Origin of the sequence: Sphingomonas aliaeris, assembly GCF_016743815.1 — a bacterium.
GTDB classification, from domain to species: domain Bacteria; phylum Pseudomonadota; class Alphaproteobacteria; order Sphingomonadales; family Sphingomonadaceae; genus Sphingomonas; species Sphingomonas aliaeris.
Genome location: NZ_CP061035.1, coordinates 910,372 through 925,046, shown reverse-complemented (window position 1 = coordinate 925,046; position 14,675 = coordinate 910,372). Strand labels below are relative to the sequence as shown.

Annotated in this window: 14 protein-coding genes and 1 pseudogene; 11 read left to right on the top strand and 4 right to left on the bottom strand. The window is 62.7% G+C overall.

Annotated features, from left to right (window positions below; genetic code table 11):
- Positions 1-77: 77 nt before the first annotated feature.
- The 3 genes from H5J25_RS04100 to H5J25_RS04090 all read right to left on the bottom strand — a co-directional run bounded on the left by H5J25_RS04100 (position 78) and on the right by H5J25_RS04090 (position 2,461).
- The gene (locus H5J25_RS04100; RefSeq protein WP_202094855.1) at positions 78-929 is read right to left on the bottom strand and encodes a Crp/Fnr family transcriptional regulator; all 852 of its coding nucleotides are present in this window, start codon (positions 927-929) and stop codon (positions 78-80) included.
- Positions 926-1,093, bottom strand: a complete 168-nt coding sequence (locus tag H5J25_RS04095) for a hypothetical protein (RefSeq protein ID WP_202094854.1) — start codon at positions 1,091-1,093, stop codon at positions 926-928. Before H5J25_RS04095 ends, H5J25_RS04100 begins: the two co-directional genes overlap by 4 nt.
- A gap of 247 nt (positions 1,094-1,340) precedes the next feature.
- A protein-coding gene (locus H5J25_RS04090) for an IS3 family transposase (RefSeq protein WP_202094116.1) occupies positions 1,341-2,461 on the bottom strand; the annotation gives its coding sequence in 2 pieces (ribosomal slippage) (positions 1,341-2,212 and positions 2,212-2,461; 1,122 coding nt in all).
- Positions 2,462-2,562: 101 nt separating this feature from the next.
- Here H5J25_RS04090 and H5J25_RS04085 point away from each other — a divergent pair.
- Positions 2,563-3,234 (top strand): Crp/Fnr family transcriptional regulator, encoded by a 672-nt coding sequence (locus tag H5J25_RS04085; RefSeq protein ID WP_202094853.1) that lies wholly within the window; start codon positions 2,563-2,565, stop codon positions 3,232-3,234.
- A 31-nt stretch (positions 3,235-3,265) separates the two neighbouring features.
- Positions 3,266-3,397, top strand: a pseudogene (locus H5J25_RS21520) (DUF6894 family protein); the annotation flags it as partial.
- 31 nt (positions 3,398-3,428) lie between these two features.
- On the opposite strand, the gene H5J25_RS04080 reads toward H5J25_RS21520, so the two are convergent.
- Positions 3,429-4,600 (bottom strand): IS3 family transposase gene (locus H5J25_RS04080; protein ID WP_202094852.1). Its coding sequence is split into 2 segments (ribosomal slippage): positions 3,429-4,336 and positions 4,336-4,600, totalling 1,173 coding nucleotides; the frame shifts between segments, so codons are not numbered across the junction.
- Positions 4,601-4,662: 62 nt separating this feature from the next.
- Between H5J25_RS04080 and H5J25_RS04075 the strand changes: the two genes are divergently transcribed.
- From H5J25_RS04075 to H5J25_RS04035, 9 genes are all read left to right on the top strand, one after another.
- Entirely contained in the window at positions 4,663-5,313 is a 651-nt protein-coding gene (locus H5J25_RS04075; protein WP_202094851.1) for an SLC13 family permease, read from the top strand.
- A gap of 42 nt (positions 5,314-5,355) precedes the next feature.
- Complete coding sequence (locus tag H5J25_RS04070; protein WP_202094850.1) at positions 5,356-6,750, top strand: acyclic terpene utilization AtuA family protein; 1,395 nt, start codon at positions 5,356-5,358, stop codon at positions 6,748-6,750.
- Positions 6,750-7,058, top strand: a complete 309-nt coding sequence (locus tag H5J25_RS04065) for a DUF4387 domain-containing protein (protein WP_202094849.1) — start codon at positions 6,750-6,752, stop codon at positions 7,056-7,058. The genes H5J25_RS04070 and H5J25_RS04065 overlap by 1 nt, the downstream gene beginning before the upstream one ends.
- 993 nt (positions 7,059-8,051) lie before the next feature.
- Complete coding sequence (locus H5J25_RS04060) at positions 8,052-8,588, top strand: hypothetical protein (protein ID WP_202094848.1); 537 nt, start codon at positions 8,052-8,054, stop codon at positions 8,586-8,588.
- Between the two features lie 532 nt (positions 8,589-9,120).
- A complete protein-coding gene (locus H5J25_RS04055) occupies positions 9,121-9,366 on the top strand; it encodes a hypothetical protein (RefSeq protein ID WP_202094847.1) in 246 nt (81 codons plus the stop codon).
- A gap of 175 nt (positions 9,367-9,541) precedes the next feature.
- Entirely contained in the window at positions 9,542-10,813 is a 1,272-nt protein-coding gene (locus H5J25_RS04050) for a tyrosine-type recombinase/integrase (RefSeq protein ID WP_202094846.1), read from the top strand.
- Entirely contained in the window at positions 10,806-11,021 is a 216-nt protein-coding gene (locus H5J25_RS04045) for a hypothetical protein (RefSeq protein WP_202094845.1), read from the top strand. Before H5J25_RS04050 ends, H5J25_RS04045 begins: the two co-directional genes overlap by 8 nt.
- Before the next feature lie 14 nt (positions 11,022-11,035).
- The gene (locus H5J25_RS04040) at positions 11,036-12,643 is read left to right on the top strand and encodes a hypothetical protein (protein ID WP_202094844.1); all 1,608 of its coding nucleotides are present in this window, start codon (positions 11,036-11,038) and stop codon (positions 12,641-12,643) included.
- Between the two features lie 150 nt (positions 12,644-12,793).
- Positions 12,794-14,674 (top strand): hypothetical protein, encoded by a 1,881-nt coding sequence (locus H5J25_RS04035; protein ID WP_202094843.1) that lies wholly within the window; start codon positions 12,794-12,796, stop codon positions 14,672-14,674.
- The last annotated feature ends 1 nt before the right edge of the window (position 14,675 follow it).

Below are 14,675 nucleotides of genomic sequence, written 5' to 3'. Positions count from 1 at the left end.
AGGTAGGCTGTCGGTTAGCAACCACCAAACCCACGATAGCTTTAATGGTCGAGCATCGACATCACCGCCTTCCAAGATCAGAGCGCGCTGAGCGCGGACGTAGAGGAAGGGCGAAGCGTTGGTCCTGAGGCTTGGGTGACCCGATGCCTGCTCCGCGCTCCGCTTGGCGGTAGTTCGGGCGCGAACTCATCATCGACGGTTTCGAGATGAAGATAAGACAGTCGAAATCCGCAAAGAGCGCTCAGCGCCGCCCAGTCGTGGATCGTCGCCCGGCGATGCTGAACCGTGACGAGATTCATTGAACGCAGCGAGTGCAGCGTTCGATTGACATGCACGGAGGTCAAGCCGAGCGCGTCGGCGATTTGCTCCTGAGTGAGCGGCAGGTCATAGCTATGACCGCCAGCCTTCCCTACGATCACCAGCCGCACCAGCAGCTCGCATAGTAGATGCGCGACACGTTGCGACGCGGAGCGGCGGCCCATCGAGGCTGCCCATTCCGTTAGAATTGAGTTTTCTGCGAGCGCGAGCGACCAGAAGGCATCCGCGATGGCAGGATTGGTGGCGAACAGCGCGTCGGCGCGCTGGCGCGGTAGCACCGCGACAGTCCCGGCCGAGAGCATCGTCACGCCGTAGTCGAGCTGACCGAACCGCAGCGCGTCGAGATCGCATATATCGCCTGGCACCGCCAGCGCCGGAATGAAGCGGCTGCCGTCTTCCATGATCTTGTAGCGGGCAGCCCAGCCGTCGAGCAGGATATGCAGCGCGTTTGTAGGCGCGTCCTGGCGCAGGAGATCGGTTCCGGCGCTGACCGTCCGAATGTCACCGCACGCGCGGGCCAAGGCGTTGCGATCGGCCGCATCGAGATTGGCGGAAAGCCACGGCCTGGTGGCCTTCAGCCCCGGCAGGTTCCCAGCAGAAGCGGTGGTCACGTCCGTTGTCCAACGCCAGCGCGGGCGTCAGGCTGGAGCCTTTCCAGATAGGATTCGGCAAGCATGAAATGAGCTTTGACTACCTTGGGGTCGGTGGCACGCTGCGCCTGATCTAGCTCCGCTTCGGCGCGTCGCGTGAAATAGCTGCTATCGTCTTCCAACATCGAGCCCTCCTGATTTAGGTTCAGGAGTGATACATATTCCGGTTAAGACGTTTGGCGAGCCCTTCGACGGGAAGGGTCATCTAGGTTACAAACTGCTCGATCCCGAAAAGCTCGCAATTTCCGTTAGTTGATCTATATTAGGTCTATCGCTTGCATACGCCTAGGGCGCAGGCGGCTGAGAGACGCGACGCGCTCTTGCCCCAAATCCAAGGGGCGCACCTTGTCTTCGCTGACCTGCTCCCCGTTTTCAGGCCGCTGATAACTTAGCTTCGGTTTCCATATGCCCCTGGCGGGGGCGGTTCGTAAACTCGGCGGGTGCCATCCCGCCAAGACTGCTGTGCGGACGCACGGTGTTGTAGTCCGTCCGCCATGCCTCGATGATCCGTCTCGCCGCAGCCAGCGAGGGGAACAGGTGTTCGTTCAGACACTCGTCGCGCAAGCGACCATTGAACGATTCCACAAAGCCATTCTGCTGCGGCTTCCCCGGGGCGATGTAGTGCCACTCGACCCCGGTGTCTTGACACCAGGCGAGGACGGCATGACTAGTCAGCTCGGTGCCGTTGTCGCTGACCACCATGCACGGCAGCCCGCGACGCTCGGCGATGGCGCTCAGCTCGCGAACGACCCGCCGACCCGACAGCGAGGTGTCGACGATGCATCCCAAGCATTCCCGGCTGTAGTCGTCGATGACGTTGAGCATGCGGAACCGCCGGCCGCAGGCCAACGAGTCCGATACGAAGTCGAGCGACCAGCGCTGGTTGGATTCTTGCGGGATCGCCATCGGCGCCCGCGTGCCCAGCGCGCGCTTGCGACCGCCACGCTTGCGTACGGTCAGTCGCTCCTCGCGATACAGCCGATACACCTTCTTCAGGTTCATGCCCTTGCCCTCCCGCTTGAGCAGGATCGCCAGCCGTCGATAGCCGAAGCGACGACGTTCGTTCGCGATCTCGCGCATCCGCGCGCGGACAGCATCGTCCTTCCCGCGAAGCGGCTCATATTGCCACGCCGACCGGTTGACCCCGATCAGCCTGCAGGCGCGACGCTCGGAGAAGCTGTGGTCGGCCATCAGCTTCTCCACCGCAGCGTAGCGATCTCCAGACCGGGTCAATTTTTTCCCAGCAGATCCTTCAGCGCCGACACGTCGAGCATCGACTCCGCCAGCAGCTTCTTCAGCCGGCGGTTCTCGTCCTCGAGCGCCCGCAACCGCGCCGCCTCCGACACGGTCATCCCGCCGTACTTCGCCTTCCAGTTGTAGAACGTCGCGTCACTGATTCCATGCTTCCGGCACAAGTCGGCGGTCTTCACGCCGGCCTCATGCTCGCGCAGCACGCCAATGATCTGATCCTCGGTAAATCGGCCTCGCCGCATCACTCGTCTCCATCTGACGAGCTAACTTACCAATGGCATGAATTCTGGGGAGCAGGTCATCGCCAAGCCAATCCTTCTCGCGAAACTGGATCCTCTCGACAATGAGCGCGGACGACTACGGCCTGCTGCAACCGCAGCTTGAAAGTGTTGTCATGGAAAAGGACCTCGTACTTGAGGAGTGCGACCAGGCCACTGGCCACGTCTGGTTCCCTAACACCGGCCTTGGCTCGATCATGGCGTTCACGCCGCACGGGGACAAAGTTGAGGCTGGTCTTTTAGGTCGCGACGGTATGTCGGGAACCGCGCTATCGATGGGAGCCGAGCGCACGCCACTGAAGATAGTCATGCAGGTTGGCGGCGAAGGTCTCAGAATCCGAGCCGGTGCCTTCCGGCAGGCAATCGAGCAGAGCCGAACGCTCCACACACTCGTGCTCCGCTACGCCCAGTCCCTTGCGATCCAGACCGCCTATACCGCGCTCACCAATGTAACCCATCCAGTCGAAGTTCGGCTCGCGCGCTGGCTGTTGATGGCCCACGATCGCACCGATGGTGACGAGCTTGCGCTGACCCACGACTATATGGCGGTGATGCTTGCGGTGCGCCGGCCGAGCCTTACGACCTCTTTGCATGTGCTGGAGGGCAACAGGCTCATTCGCGGCACGCGCGGAGTGGTAACGGTCAGGGATCGAGCTGCTTTGGAGGAGTTTGCGGACGGCTCCTATGGCCGGCCCGAAATAGAATATGGTCGCCTGATCGGCCCCTTCTTCGCGTAACGGGAGGCCGGTCGTTCCCCGCTACTATTTCCACCATCGCACTCCAGCCGGGCTCATCATCGACCCGGACGGGAGCGAGTTGCCCGACCTTGAAGCCGCCCGCGCCGAGGCGATCACGGCTGCTCGCCACCTGTGGGCGGAGGCGATCGTCGCGGGCCGCTGAGCAGCCCCCATCGGGTGGTCCGGGTTGTTAGTTAGTGCATTGTCGTCTCCGCCGCCATGGCCGGTCGAAGGTGGAGCGAAGCGGAACCGGAGGCCGGCAATGGCGGTGTCGCCGCTTCCGGAGCTGGCGGCCGGTAGCCCAGGCTGCTGTGCGGCCGGACGGTGTTGTAGTGGCGCCGCCACGCCTCGATCAGCACCTTGGCCTCCGCGAGGCTGTAGAAGATCTCGCCGTTGAGCAGCTCGTCGCGCAGCGAACCGTTGAAGCTCTCGTTATAGCCGTTCTCCCAGGGCGAGCCCGGCGCGATGTAGAGGGTCTTGACGCCGACCTGCCCAAGCCACTTCTGGACGGCGGTCGCGATGAACTCGCTGCCGTTGTCCGACCTGATGTGCGCTGGCGGACCCCGGGCGATGAACAGCTCGGCCAGCGCCGCCAGCACGTCTTCGTGTTTCAACTGACGTGCGACGGTCAGCGCCAGGCATTCCCTGCTGGCTTCGTCGATGATGGTAAGGATGCGGAACTTGCGCCCGTCGTGCGTCCGCGCTTCAACAAAGTCGTACGCCCAGACGTGCCCTGGATACTCCGGTCGCAGGCGGATGCACGAGCCATCGTTCAACCACAGCCGGCCGCGTTTTGGCTGCCGCTGGGGCACTTTCAGTCCCTCGCGCCGCCAGATCCGCTCCACCCGTTTATGGTTCACCGACCAGCCTGCCGCATGCAGCAGCGCGGTCACCCGGCGATAGCCGTAACGACCGTATTGCCCGGCCAGCGCGACGATGTCCTCGCTCAGTGCCTGTTCGTCATCTGCCCCGCACGGCACCTTACGCTGCGTCGACCGGTGCTGCCCGAGCACGCGGCACACCCGCCGCTCGGATACGTCCAGCACCTCTTTCACCTGGTCGATGCAGCGCCGGCGCCGCGCAGGGCTCAGAAGTTTCCCCGTGCAGCCTCCTGCAGGATGAGCTTGTCCAGCGTCAGGTCGGAGATCGCGCGGCGCAGCCGAAGGTTCTCCTTCTCCAGATCCTTCATCCGCCGAGCCTGATCCGTCTTCAGGCCACCATATTCCTTGCGCCAACGGTAGTAGGTTTGCTCACTGACCGCGATGCGCCGACACGCCTCCGCGGTCGGTCCGCCCTGGCCCAGCACGATCTCGACCTCACGCAGCTTGCCGATGATCTCCTCAGGCTTGTGCTTCTTTGCAGGCATTCGTCGTCCCTTCCTCGATCCAGACTGTCATAGTCGATGGACCACTCAGAAGGGGGCAGCTCATGACGCCGATCGCGTTCGATCGAGACGACGCGCTGCTGCGACCACGATTGTTCCTCTTCAATCTCGCGCTGACGGTCGCGATCATCGTGCTGGCGATCCTTGGCCTGTTTCCTCTGCCACTGGTCTTCATGGCTGGTCTGGCGATCGCACTGGTCGCCAACTATCCGGCAGTGAAGGATCAGAGCGCCCGGCTGAAGGCGCATTCGGAGAACGCACTCCCGATCGTCCTGCTGATCCTTGCTGCCGGATCGTTCACTGGAGTGATGACCGGCACGGGCATGATCGATGCGATGGCCAAGGGTGCGGTCACTCTGGTGCCGCCGGCGCTCGGGCCCTGGCTTGGCGTTGTCACGGCCTTCCTTGCGATCCCCCTCACCTTCGTGCTGTCCAACGACGCCTTCTATTTCGGCGTAGTGCCGGTGATCGCCCAGACCGCCGCGCATTACGGTGTCGCACCGGAGCTGGTCGCACGCGCATCGCTGCTCGCCCTTCCGGTTCATGGGCTCAGTCCGCTGGTGGCAGCGATCTACCTGATCGCCGGGCTGCTTGGGGTCGAGGTCGGAGCGACGCAGCGTTTCGGGCTGAAGTGGGCGCTCATCCTGACGCTGGTGCTGATCAGCGCTGCCACCCTGTCGCGGGTCATATTGTGACACCGTTCTCAACCGTTCAACCGTATCGGGAGTATGAATATCATGGCTGATGATGGCTTCGAGCCGATCGTCGTACTGGTGCCCACGGGCTCCCTCGGTGCCGGCGCACGCGAGAGCGAAATCCGATATGGTATCGAGCAGGGCGCGCACGTCATCGCCACCGATGCGGGTTCGACCGACAGTGGCGCCGCCTATCTTGCGCTCGGCATTTCCAAGAACAACCGCGGGTCGGTGAAGCGCGATCTTACCCTTCTGATGAAGGCGGCATCCGACGCGGGCATCCCACTCGTCGTCGGCACCAGCGGCCAGGCTGGCGGAGACATGAACGTAAACTGGACGCGCGACGTCGCGATCGAGGTGGCGGGCGAACTCGGCATCCGTCCAAAGATTGCGCTGCTTTACTCGGAGCTGGGCAAGGACACCGTGAAGGCGAAGAATGCAGCCGGCCGCATCCGGCCGCTGCCGCCTCTCGGCACCCTGGAGGATGCGACGATCGACGCATGCGACCACATTGTCGCCGCGCTCGGGCCAGAGGCGTATATCGCGGCTCTCGAGGCGGGCGCGGACATCATCCTCGGTGGCCGGACAACCGACACAGCCGTGCTGGCGTGCTATCCGCTGTGGAAGGGCGCCGGAGCGGGCGCCAGCTGGCATGCAGGCAAGGTCGGCGAGTGCGGAGCGCAGTGCACCGTCAAGACCTCCGACGGAGCGGGTGCATTGCTGCGCATCGGTCACGACAGTTTCGAGGTCGAGCCGCTGAGCACTGTCAATTCCTGCACGACACACAGCGTGTCCGCCCACATGCTATATGAGAACAGCAATCCCTTTCTATTGACGGAACCCGGCGGCGTCCTCGATGTGACGCACGCGGTCTACGAGCAGGTCGATGCGCGCCGCGTGCGGGTCACCGGTTCGGTATGGGACGAGAAACCCTACACGCTGAAACTGGAAGGGGCCGGCGCAGGCAAATTTCAGACGGTGATGCTCGTCGGGATTCAGGACCCGATCGTGTTGAACGACATCGACGCGTTCCATGACCGCATGCTCGGCGTGCTGTACGACCGGGTGACGAACACGATGGGCGATGCGGCGGGCGACTTCCACATCTCCTTACGGCTCTACGGATGGAATGCCGTCTCGGGTGACAAGGTCCCCACGGACACGCCCGCGCCACGGGAGATCGGCGTGCTGTTCGTCGCCACCGCTGCGACACAGGCGATTGCGACGCAGATCGCGAAGGCCTGCAATCCCTATTTCTTCCACATGCATATGCCGCAGCACGAGGAGATGCCGAGCTACGGCTTCGCCTTCACCCCCGCCGACATCGAGCGAGGGCCGGTCTACGAGTTCCACTTGAACCACGTGGTGGAATGTGACGATCCGATGGAGCTGGTACGCACCGTCTGGATCGACCTCGCACTCGAGGAGGCAGCGTGATGACGACCGTGAACGACGTGTGCCATCTGGTGAGATCGAAGAACGCCGGTCCCTACTGGGTGACGTTCGACCTCTTCTTCAACAGCAAGGAATTGTTCGGCCGGTACGCCTCTTGCGAGGCATTAGGGCCCAATACCTTCGCGCGTCTTTTTGGCGCCGATCCAAGTCAGGTAAAGAGCAACCCCGTCGAGAGCCTCGACATGGTCAAGATCTCTTACGCGAGGTCTAGTCCACAGGGGGGAATGGTCGAGCGGGACATGCACTGCGGGCAGCAGTTCGTGCGGTTGCTGGGGGTCGAGCTAGACTGACTGCACGGCTGACACTGGAGATCGCGTAGGATCCTGCTCAAAATCATCAATGACGGACGAACCCGCTCCGTGCGGCCCACGGGCGCGGCAGCGGTCTGGTGTGAGCTCCCCGGCTCAATCGGTCCGAAATGCCGAGGAGATGCCGGAGCGCCGGCTCCGAGCTCTGCGACCGCCGAACATATTCGTCAACGTGCCGGCCACACCGCGTGCACGCCGGTAAGAGATCGCGTCCCAGTTCGATACCGACACACCATTCAAGTCGTGCTGGGACGCAGGCCAGCATCACGCCTGAGCCATCCCTCGATGCCGGATGGGGCGACGGAGCTGCACCGTGCGACGCAGATCTGTTCGTCTCTTCGAGAACGCGATGGAACGCGGAAGGCACTGAAGACATCCGTGAAACAGCCCTCCGCACACACCACACCATGCCCGTGGCGTCCAACACATGTCTCGGTTTTCGGGCAGAGGACACTTTCTCTGACTTTGCTGGGCCGTGGAAAGAACGATCTGCGCGGTGATCCAGCGCGGGCGTTGCCGGCGACCACATGCCCGTCTTCTCGCCGACCCTGAGGCCCGGCAAATCGCCGAGAGGCGGCCGACCGGCGCTCCGCCGCCCCCCGCGCGCGCCCGCGCTCGCCAAAGTGCCGCTGCAGCGGTGTCTTTGAGTTCAATGGTAGAGAGGAAAAGGTATTTAACTCTCAAGCTGCCGCCCAGCGGAGCGTACCCGCCTGGAAGTTAAGATTCCGTTTCGGCCGAAACGGTTTCGTAAGCGTCGGCCGCAGCCGACGCGGGTGCGACGGGGTCGCACCTTACCGCAGTCAGCGGTGATTTCGATAACAATTGGAAAGGGGAAAAAAGGTTCAAGCCTAGGATGGGCGCCAGGCATGGTGCGTCCATCTGCTCAGTTTTCTCATCTCCCGCCGACCTCGGCGGATTTCAAAATCAAACTCAATCTGGCGGTCATCGCCACTCAGACCCTGCAGGGAACATCGAATGAACGACAACGAACAGCTTATCACCGTCAAATCCCAGACGCTGGCCGCGAACTACGCCCGCGCCGTAGCCCAACTGCTGAGCGGGCAGGAAGGACGCCACGCCGAATTCCTGGACAAGGTTCAGCTGATCCTGAGCGGCGTCGAACCGCAAGCGGACGAACTCGAGGCGTTCTCCGAGCAGGTACGGCGAACGGGACGGCCCGTCCTTTGGTTCTGCGTCACTGCGGATACGCCATTCGTACCAACGATCGGGCTCGTCATGCACGATGACGACGCGGTGATCGTCGAGACCGAATGCGTCCTTTGGATGTCGCCGAAGGACAGATGCGCGACGCTTGTACCGAACTGCTTCAGCCGAGGAGCGTACAGCTTCGACAGTGAGCTGGCTCTTAAGCATGCGGCGGAAGCACCATCCAAAACCTATCGCCGAGCGGAATCTTCGGTAGTGCGTGCATGTTGGCGTCTGAGCGATATCGAGAGACGAGAGGCACGGCGCCAGGTATTCGGGCTCCCAGGCTTTGCAAAAGCGGCCTGAATTCATGCCGATCCGGGCGCCGTCGGAGCCCGGATCGGCATTATCCCATTCGGTCGATGTTGCAGCCATCGATCTACTTAAGAGGCGCTACGCCAACCGACCGAACCCCAGCCACAGACGCTGCAGCCGGAACGAATGATGGCGGACCCCGCTGGTATCGCAGACGACAGAAGGCTGTCGACAAGGCGCGATAGCCGCCGCTCGCAACAGGCGCCAAAAGCCGGTGCCATTGCATCTCCAGGTCAACCTCTGGCCGCCTCCCAAGACTGAATACCTATTGCTCTGCCACGGGCAGAACGACCCGTGCAGCGGCAGCTTGGATACCAGCTTGGCGACACTCCGAAACCGGAGCGCACACGCGAAGTGATCCCAGCTAAAAAAACAATGTCAGGTTGTTGCATCGTCTCAAACCTTCGATCCTAAAACCTCAAAATGCCGTTCGGGTCCCTTCCATTCCATCATCTCCACGTCGGTCGCGGCTCGCCTGCCTGCGGCCTGTCCAGCCCCGCATTTCACAGTCAGGAGAAATATCATGACCGATCTCAGCAGCGACCTGCTGTTCGGTGCGAACAGCATCGCGACCTTCGTCGGCGTGGAGCCCAGGAAGATCTACAACTGGATGGATCGGCGAAAGGCTGGGAAATCTGCTCCCCCGGTGTTCGACGCGGGTGGCGAGGTATGCGCCAGACGCTCGGAACTGAGCACATGGTTCACCGGATTTCGGGATTTGAGCAGTCCAGACACTCAGTCGGAAAGCCATGGACCTCCGGAAACTTAGGGAAAGTTCGTAAAATTCGAACGTCCGGTAATTCAAGCGAATTTTCGAAGTATTTCGTCTGCCAAGAACTGAGCAAATCAGGTCTCGCCGGGAATAATTGAAAGTATTTCCGGCTCCCAAAAAGTGCTCAGTTTCCAAGCTTCATATTCTTAACAGGTTTTCACAAGGATTACCTATGACCTATCGCGTCCAATATTACAATCCCGACGCAGTGGCAACGCCGCATTGGCGCGATCTGGCGGGTCGCAGGCTACCGTTGCCGGTAGGCTGGGCGTTCCTGGTCAATACCGAGACCGAGATTCCTCACATTGAGACGACCCTCTTTCTGGCGAAGGTAGCGAAAAAGGGGGCCCGGAAGCGGGGCGACGGTCAGAGCGGGAACACGTCCAACACATACGCCTCCGAACTCAAACCCTTTCTCGAATATCTCCAGTACTACGACATCGCCTGGTCTGATGCAGATCCGGAAGTGCTCTTCGGCTACGTGCAGGCTCTCAGCGAGCGGCGACACTGGTTCACTGGGGCCGAGATCGACGGCTTGACCCTCGAGCGGCGCGTCCGCCGCGTCATTCAAGCCTATCGCTACACCAATAGCCAGAACGTCTCCGACGTCGAGCTCGACGCGGAAGAGCTGATCGCCGAACTCGGCATCGCATCTAATCTCGACCCCAAGACCAATGCGTACCGCAGCTATCAGTCGAAGAAGCGCCGCCACATCTCAGACGCGGAATACGAACTCATTGCTGCCGAACTCGGGCCGCGCCCTAGCGATATCGCGGAGGACGCAGAGATGCCGTCATCCTGCCGCAACCGCCTCATGGGCGACCTCGGCATCACCACCGGCGTGCGAGGTGGCGAGCTCGCCAGCCTGCCTCTCGCACCGTTTCTCGCGGTCACCGTGACCGAAGCGAACCGATCGGCTTGGACGATCGTCCGCATCAAGGGCAAAGGTGGCAGGGAGCGCAACGTCTTCGTCGCGAACATCCTGGTAGCAGAAGTCCAGACCTATGCACGGCGGCTCCGTGCGAAGGCGATCACGGCCGCGGCCGCGAGGGGCTTCGCGGATCCCGGAACGGTGTTCGTCGCAGGGCACGACGCTGGCGAAAGCACGGGGAGACGGATGCGGGCGCAGCAGCTCTCCGAAATCTTCCGGGCGGCCGTTCGCAGGGCGCTGCCCTCCGACCCCATCACGATCGAAGACGAAGGGCGCACGTTCGAGTATTTGCCCGCCCGCTACCGGCTCCACGACCTGCGCCACTCGTTCGCCATGCGGTTGTTCCACAAGCTCGTCGCGCTCGGGAAGGATCCCTGGGACATCCTGCAGGCAAGGCTTGGCCACAAGACCGTCTCGGTGACCCGGGACGTCTATCTCGACATGTCGCGCAGCTTCGAACCCGAAGCCGCTGACCTCCTCGCAGCCGGATTGGACGCCCTGATCAATGCGTAACGCCGAACAAAAAACCGCGAGTGGCGCCGGCAAGCCCCGCGCCAAGCCGTCGCTGATGGAACGCCAGCTCGCCGGCAGAGACCGCGGCCCGCGTGCCGCCCGGATGCAGCGATTCCACATCGAGGAAGCGGATGGACGCGTCGTGGCCGTGATCTTTCCGGAAAAAAGAAGGACGGGACCGATCTCAGGATCGAGCTGGACGATCTGAACCTGCTGCCCGAGATGGCCAGCGGCCTCGCAGTCGGCTTTGGCAAGTTCGCGTGCGAAGTCAAAAAGGACAAGATCGTCAACCGGGCGAACACCCTTCTCGACTTCGTCCGTCTGACTGCGGGGACTGATCCCGATCTGGACTTCGCCGCAGTCAGACGGACGCACCTGACGGCATTCAGATCGTATCTCGACGGCCTGAACGCGTCGGGTGCGCGCGACCGTAGCAAGGTCATGCGGTCGGTCATGATCCACTGCGTGCAGCACATGCTGCGCAAGTCGGGGAAGTGCGATCACGTCAGCTTCATAAAGCGTCCGTACGCCTCGGTCGCGGGTCCCACGCTCAGATCCAACAACAAGCCGACCGCACGAAAAATCCCCACCACGGGAGAGCTGCGCAAGCTGCTCGTCGCAACCATCTCGGAAATGAGCGATACCATGACGCTCTGCAAGGCTTTCCGCGACCCGACACATCCGGCAAACGAGGACGAAAAGTTCGCGAAGACGATCAAGCTCGCGCGAGCCACCCACGCCAGATTTGGCTTCAACATTCCGGACAAGGACGCGGTAAACGCCTTGCTCCGGAGGGCGGGCCCCGGCCTCTCGATCATCCGGGCAATGTCCGCATACATGCCAACGACCCACCACATCGCGCCCTTCGCGATCATGCTCATGATCCAGTTGCGCCTAGATGGGTCCATGCTCGCGGAGCTCCGCCTGGGCAAGATCAGCTACCCCGAACGTCTCGGCGTCAAGCGGCTCGAAGTGGAAGTCTGGCGTGCGAAGGTCAAAGCCTGGAAGACCTGCAGCGCGGCGCTCACCAAACAGTGGCACAGCCCGGCAAACCTCATCGAGTTTCTCAAGGAATGGTCGGCGAACATCCGCGATAGGGTGAATGAGAAGGACGCCGACCGCCTGCTTCTCGCCATTATCATGGGACGCCACAGGAGAGTGACCGATCTGGTGGGCGGCGATATGCTGTCGACGCCGATCAACTACTTCTGCCGAGATCATGGCCTGACGCCGATCACCGGCTCGGTGCCGCGCAAGATCGCCATCGATATCGGCGATCTGCTGTCGCAGGGCGACCTGGCCATCAGGTCGGTGCTCGGCAACCACAGTCATGAGGTGGATGCGAAGTACTATGTCAGCGACGAAGCTGGCGCGCGCATGGACGAAGCCTTCGGCGTAGGCCTCATGGCGATCGGCGCCCACCGTCGCGAAGGCCGACGGATGGCCGACAAGCGGACGTTCCTTCCGCAGGAGGACGTGATGGCCGCAACGCCCGGCTGGTGGTGCAGCCAGCCGTTCGATGGTCCGATTCCGGGCCAGCCGCGCAACCAGCCCTGTACCGCCTACGGAATGTGCCCAACCTGCGAGCACGGCGAGCCCGACTTCGACGACCCTGTCTCCTGCCGGCGCGTCGATCTGCTGCTCGAGGCGATCCTGCGATCGGAGCCCAACATGGCTCCCGATTTGTGGGAGGGAATCTGGAAGCCCGTCGCTGATGAGCTCGTGTTCAAGTACCGCCCGATGTTCGAGACGCGCGCCGACGTAGTCGCGCGTGCCCGTGATCTCGACATCGGCCCAATGATGGAGGTCGTAAGTGCCCAACACATCTGAGATCGTTGCCGCCAGCCAGGCGTCATCGACGTCGCCGCCGCCCGCGCAGACGACATCGCAGTCAGCAGCCGGAGCACTTGGCTAGAGAACGAGTGGTGGCTCGATCTGCCCAACGCCGGGTATACGTCATTCAAGATCGACTTCCGCCGCATGCCGGACGGGTTCCAGGAGGTGGCCAAGGTACTCGTCTGGTCCCTCCTGGTGGACCCGAGGGGGGAGGCCACCCGCAATATCCAGAGCGTGTGCCTGAAGGTAACGGGTCTCGACCGGGTCCTAGCCTGGGTAGCCCGGACGGGCGGTGGGCTTGCCGACCTCGACGAGGAGCAGTTCGAATACTTCCTAGACGAGCTGGAAGATGAGATCGACGCCGGAAGACTTGACAGCAGCCGCTCTCAACGCCCGACCCAGGGGACCGTACGTGTGCTCATCGCGCCGTGGCACGTCCTGCGGGACCAGGCGCCGGCGATGGCCGAGGCGGGCGTCGACGCTCTCACCTTCGACCCGTTCGTGCATCAGAGCCCGACCTCGATCGTCATCTCAATGAGCGGCGATGGTCCCCGCAAAGGAGACCCCATACCCGACGAGGTCGCGGTCGCGGTGGTACAGGCCGCAACGGCCATGCTCGGCACCCCGGCGGACGAAGTCGAGAGCGCTCTACGCTCCTGCATGGAATTGCGCCGCACATACCAGGGTGGCCGCCACAAGGTTAAGTTTAAGGCCTCGCTTCCCGAGCGTTCGTTCTCGCCGCTGGCGGAGGACGGCGAACCATGGCTCGAGGTTCCGGCTGGCGCGCCGTGGAGGGTCTACGAGAGCATCATCGAGCATGGCCTCAGACGCGTCGTGGGAGCCTGTGCCACCCTGGTGTTCGCATGCGGTGGGCAGCGCAGCTCTGAGGTACTCGCCGTAGAAGCCGGCATCGACCCGCAGACCGGTCTGCCAGCATGCGTGGAGCGTTCGCGGTCGGACACGCACACGTTCGATCTCTACTGGCTGAACTCGACGAGGTTCAAGATGACCGATGGGGAGCCGGAGAAGGACCAGTGGCTCATCGGCTGCGCGACCGCCGGCGACACGGAACTTCCCGATGCCGTCCAGGCGATCGCCACGATCCATCAGGTTCTGGCCCCCTTCCGGGAGATCGCTGAAGGCGACGCATCGACACGACTGCTCATCAACCGCTACAACGGCTTCCGTAGTCTGCGCGGCGACCTGGTTCGTCCGATGAGCTACCATACGCTCCGAGACTGGATGCACGTCTTCCTGGCGGAGGCCATCGAATGGTCAGCCCTTCCCGACGTGGCGCGCGATGGTACCGACCTCACGACGTTCAAACGGCTCAAGGGAGCGAACATCAGCTCGCGCGGATGGAGGCGGACGCTCGTTCAGTTCCTGCTGAGGGTCGACGGACGCATGACGCTGCCGCTTGCGCGGAGGCTAAGGCACAAGATGCACAACGTCATCAACGGCGCCTACCAGTCGAACGACCCCGCGCTGATGGAGGAAGTGAACGACGCGATGGCACGGACGCTTGCCCGGACCATCGTGGGAATCTCCGATGGCAGCCGGCCCGTCACCGGTTGGCTCGGCGACCTCCTGACCACCCACATCGACGAGGTGCGCGAGCTCACATGCGGTCTCAGGGGCGAAGAGGCCGTGACGAAGGTGCAGGCGTGGGCGAGCAAACGCCAACTTGGGCTCTTCGAATCAGGTGCCGGCAAATGCGGCCTGCGGCTCATGCCGCGTCACGCCCTCTGCCATCTCGTGGCCGGAAGCGCCGGATGGTGGAGCCGCCAGCCCGCCGACAACCGCACCGACGAGAACTGCGCCAACTGCAAGCTGTGCGTGGTCGATAGCGAGCACCTGCACTTCTGGACGTCGCGCTACGCGGCAGCGCGCCGTCAGGTGCTCATCAGCCGCACGATCGGTCGCGAGGAAGAGGCCTGGGTCCACGCGGGTCAGGCCGCGACGGCGCGAAACATGCTGAAGAGGCTCGACGGCCGCATCCCGCCCGACAATGAACTGGAGGACTGAG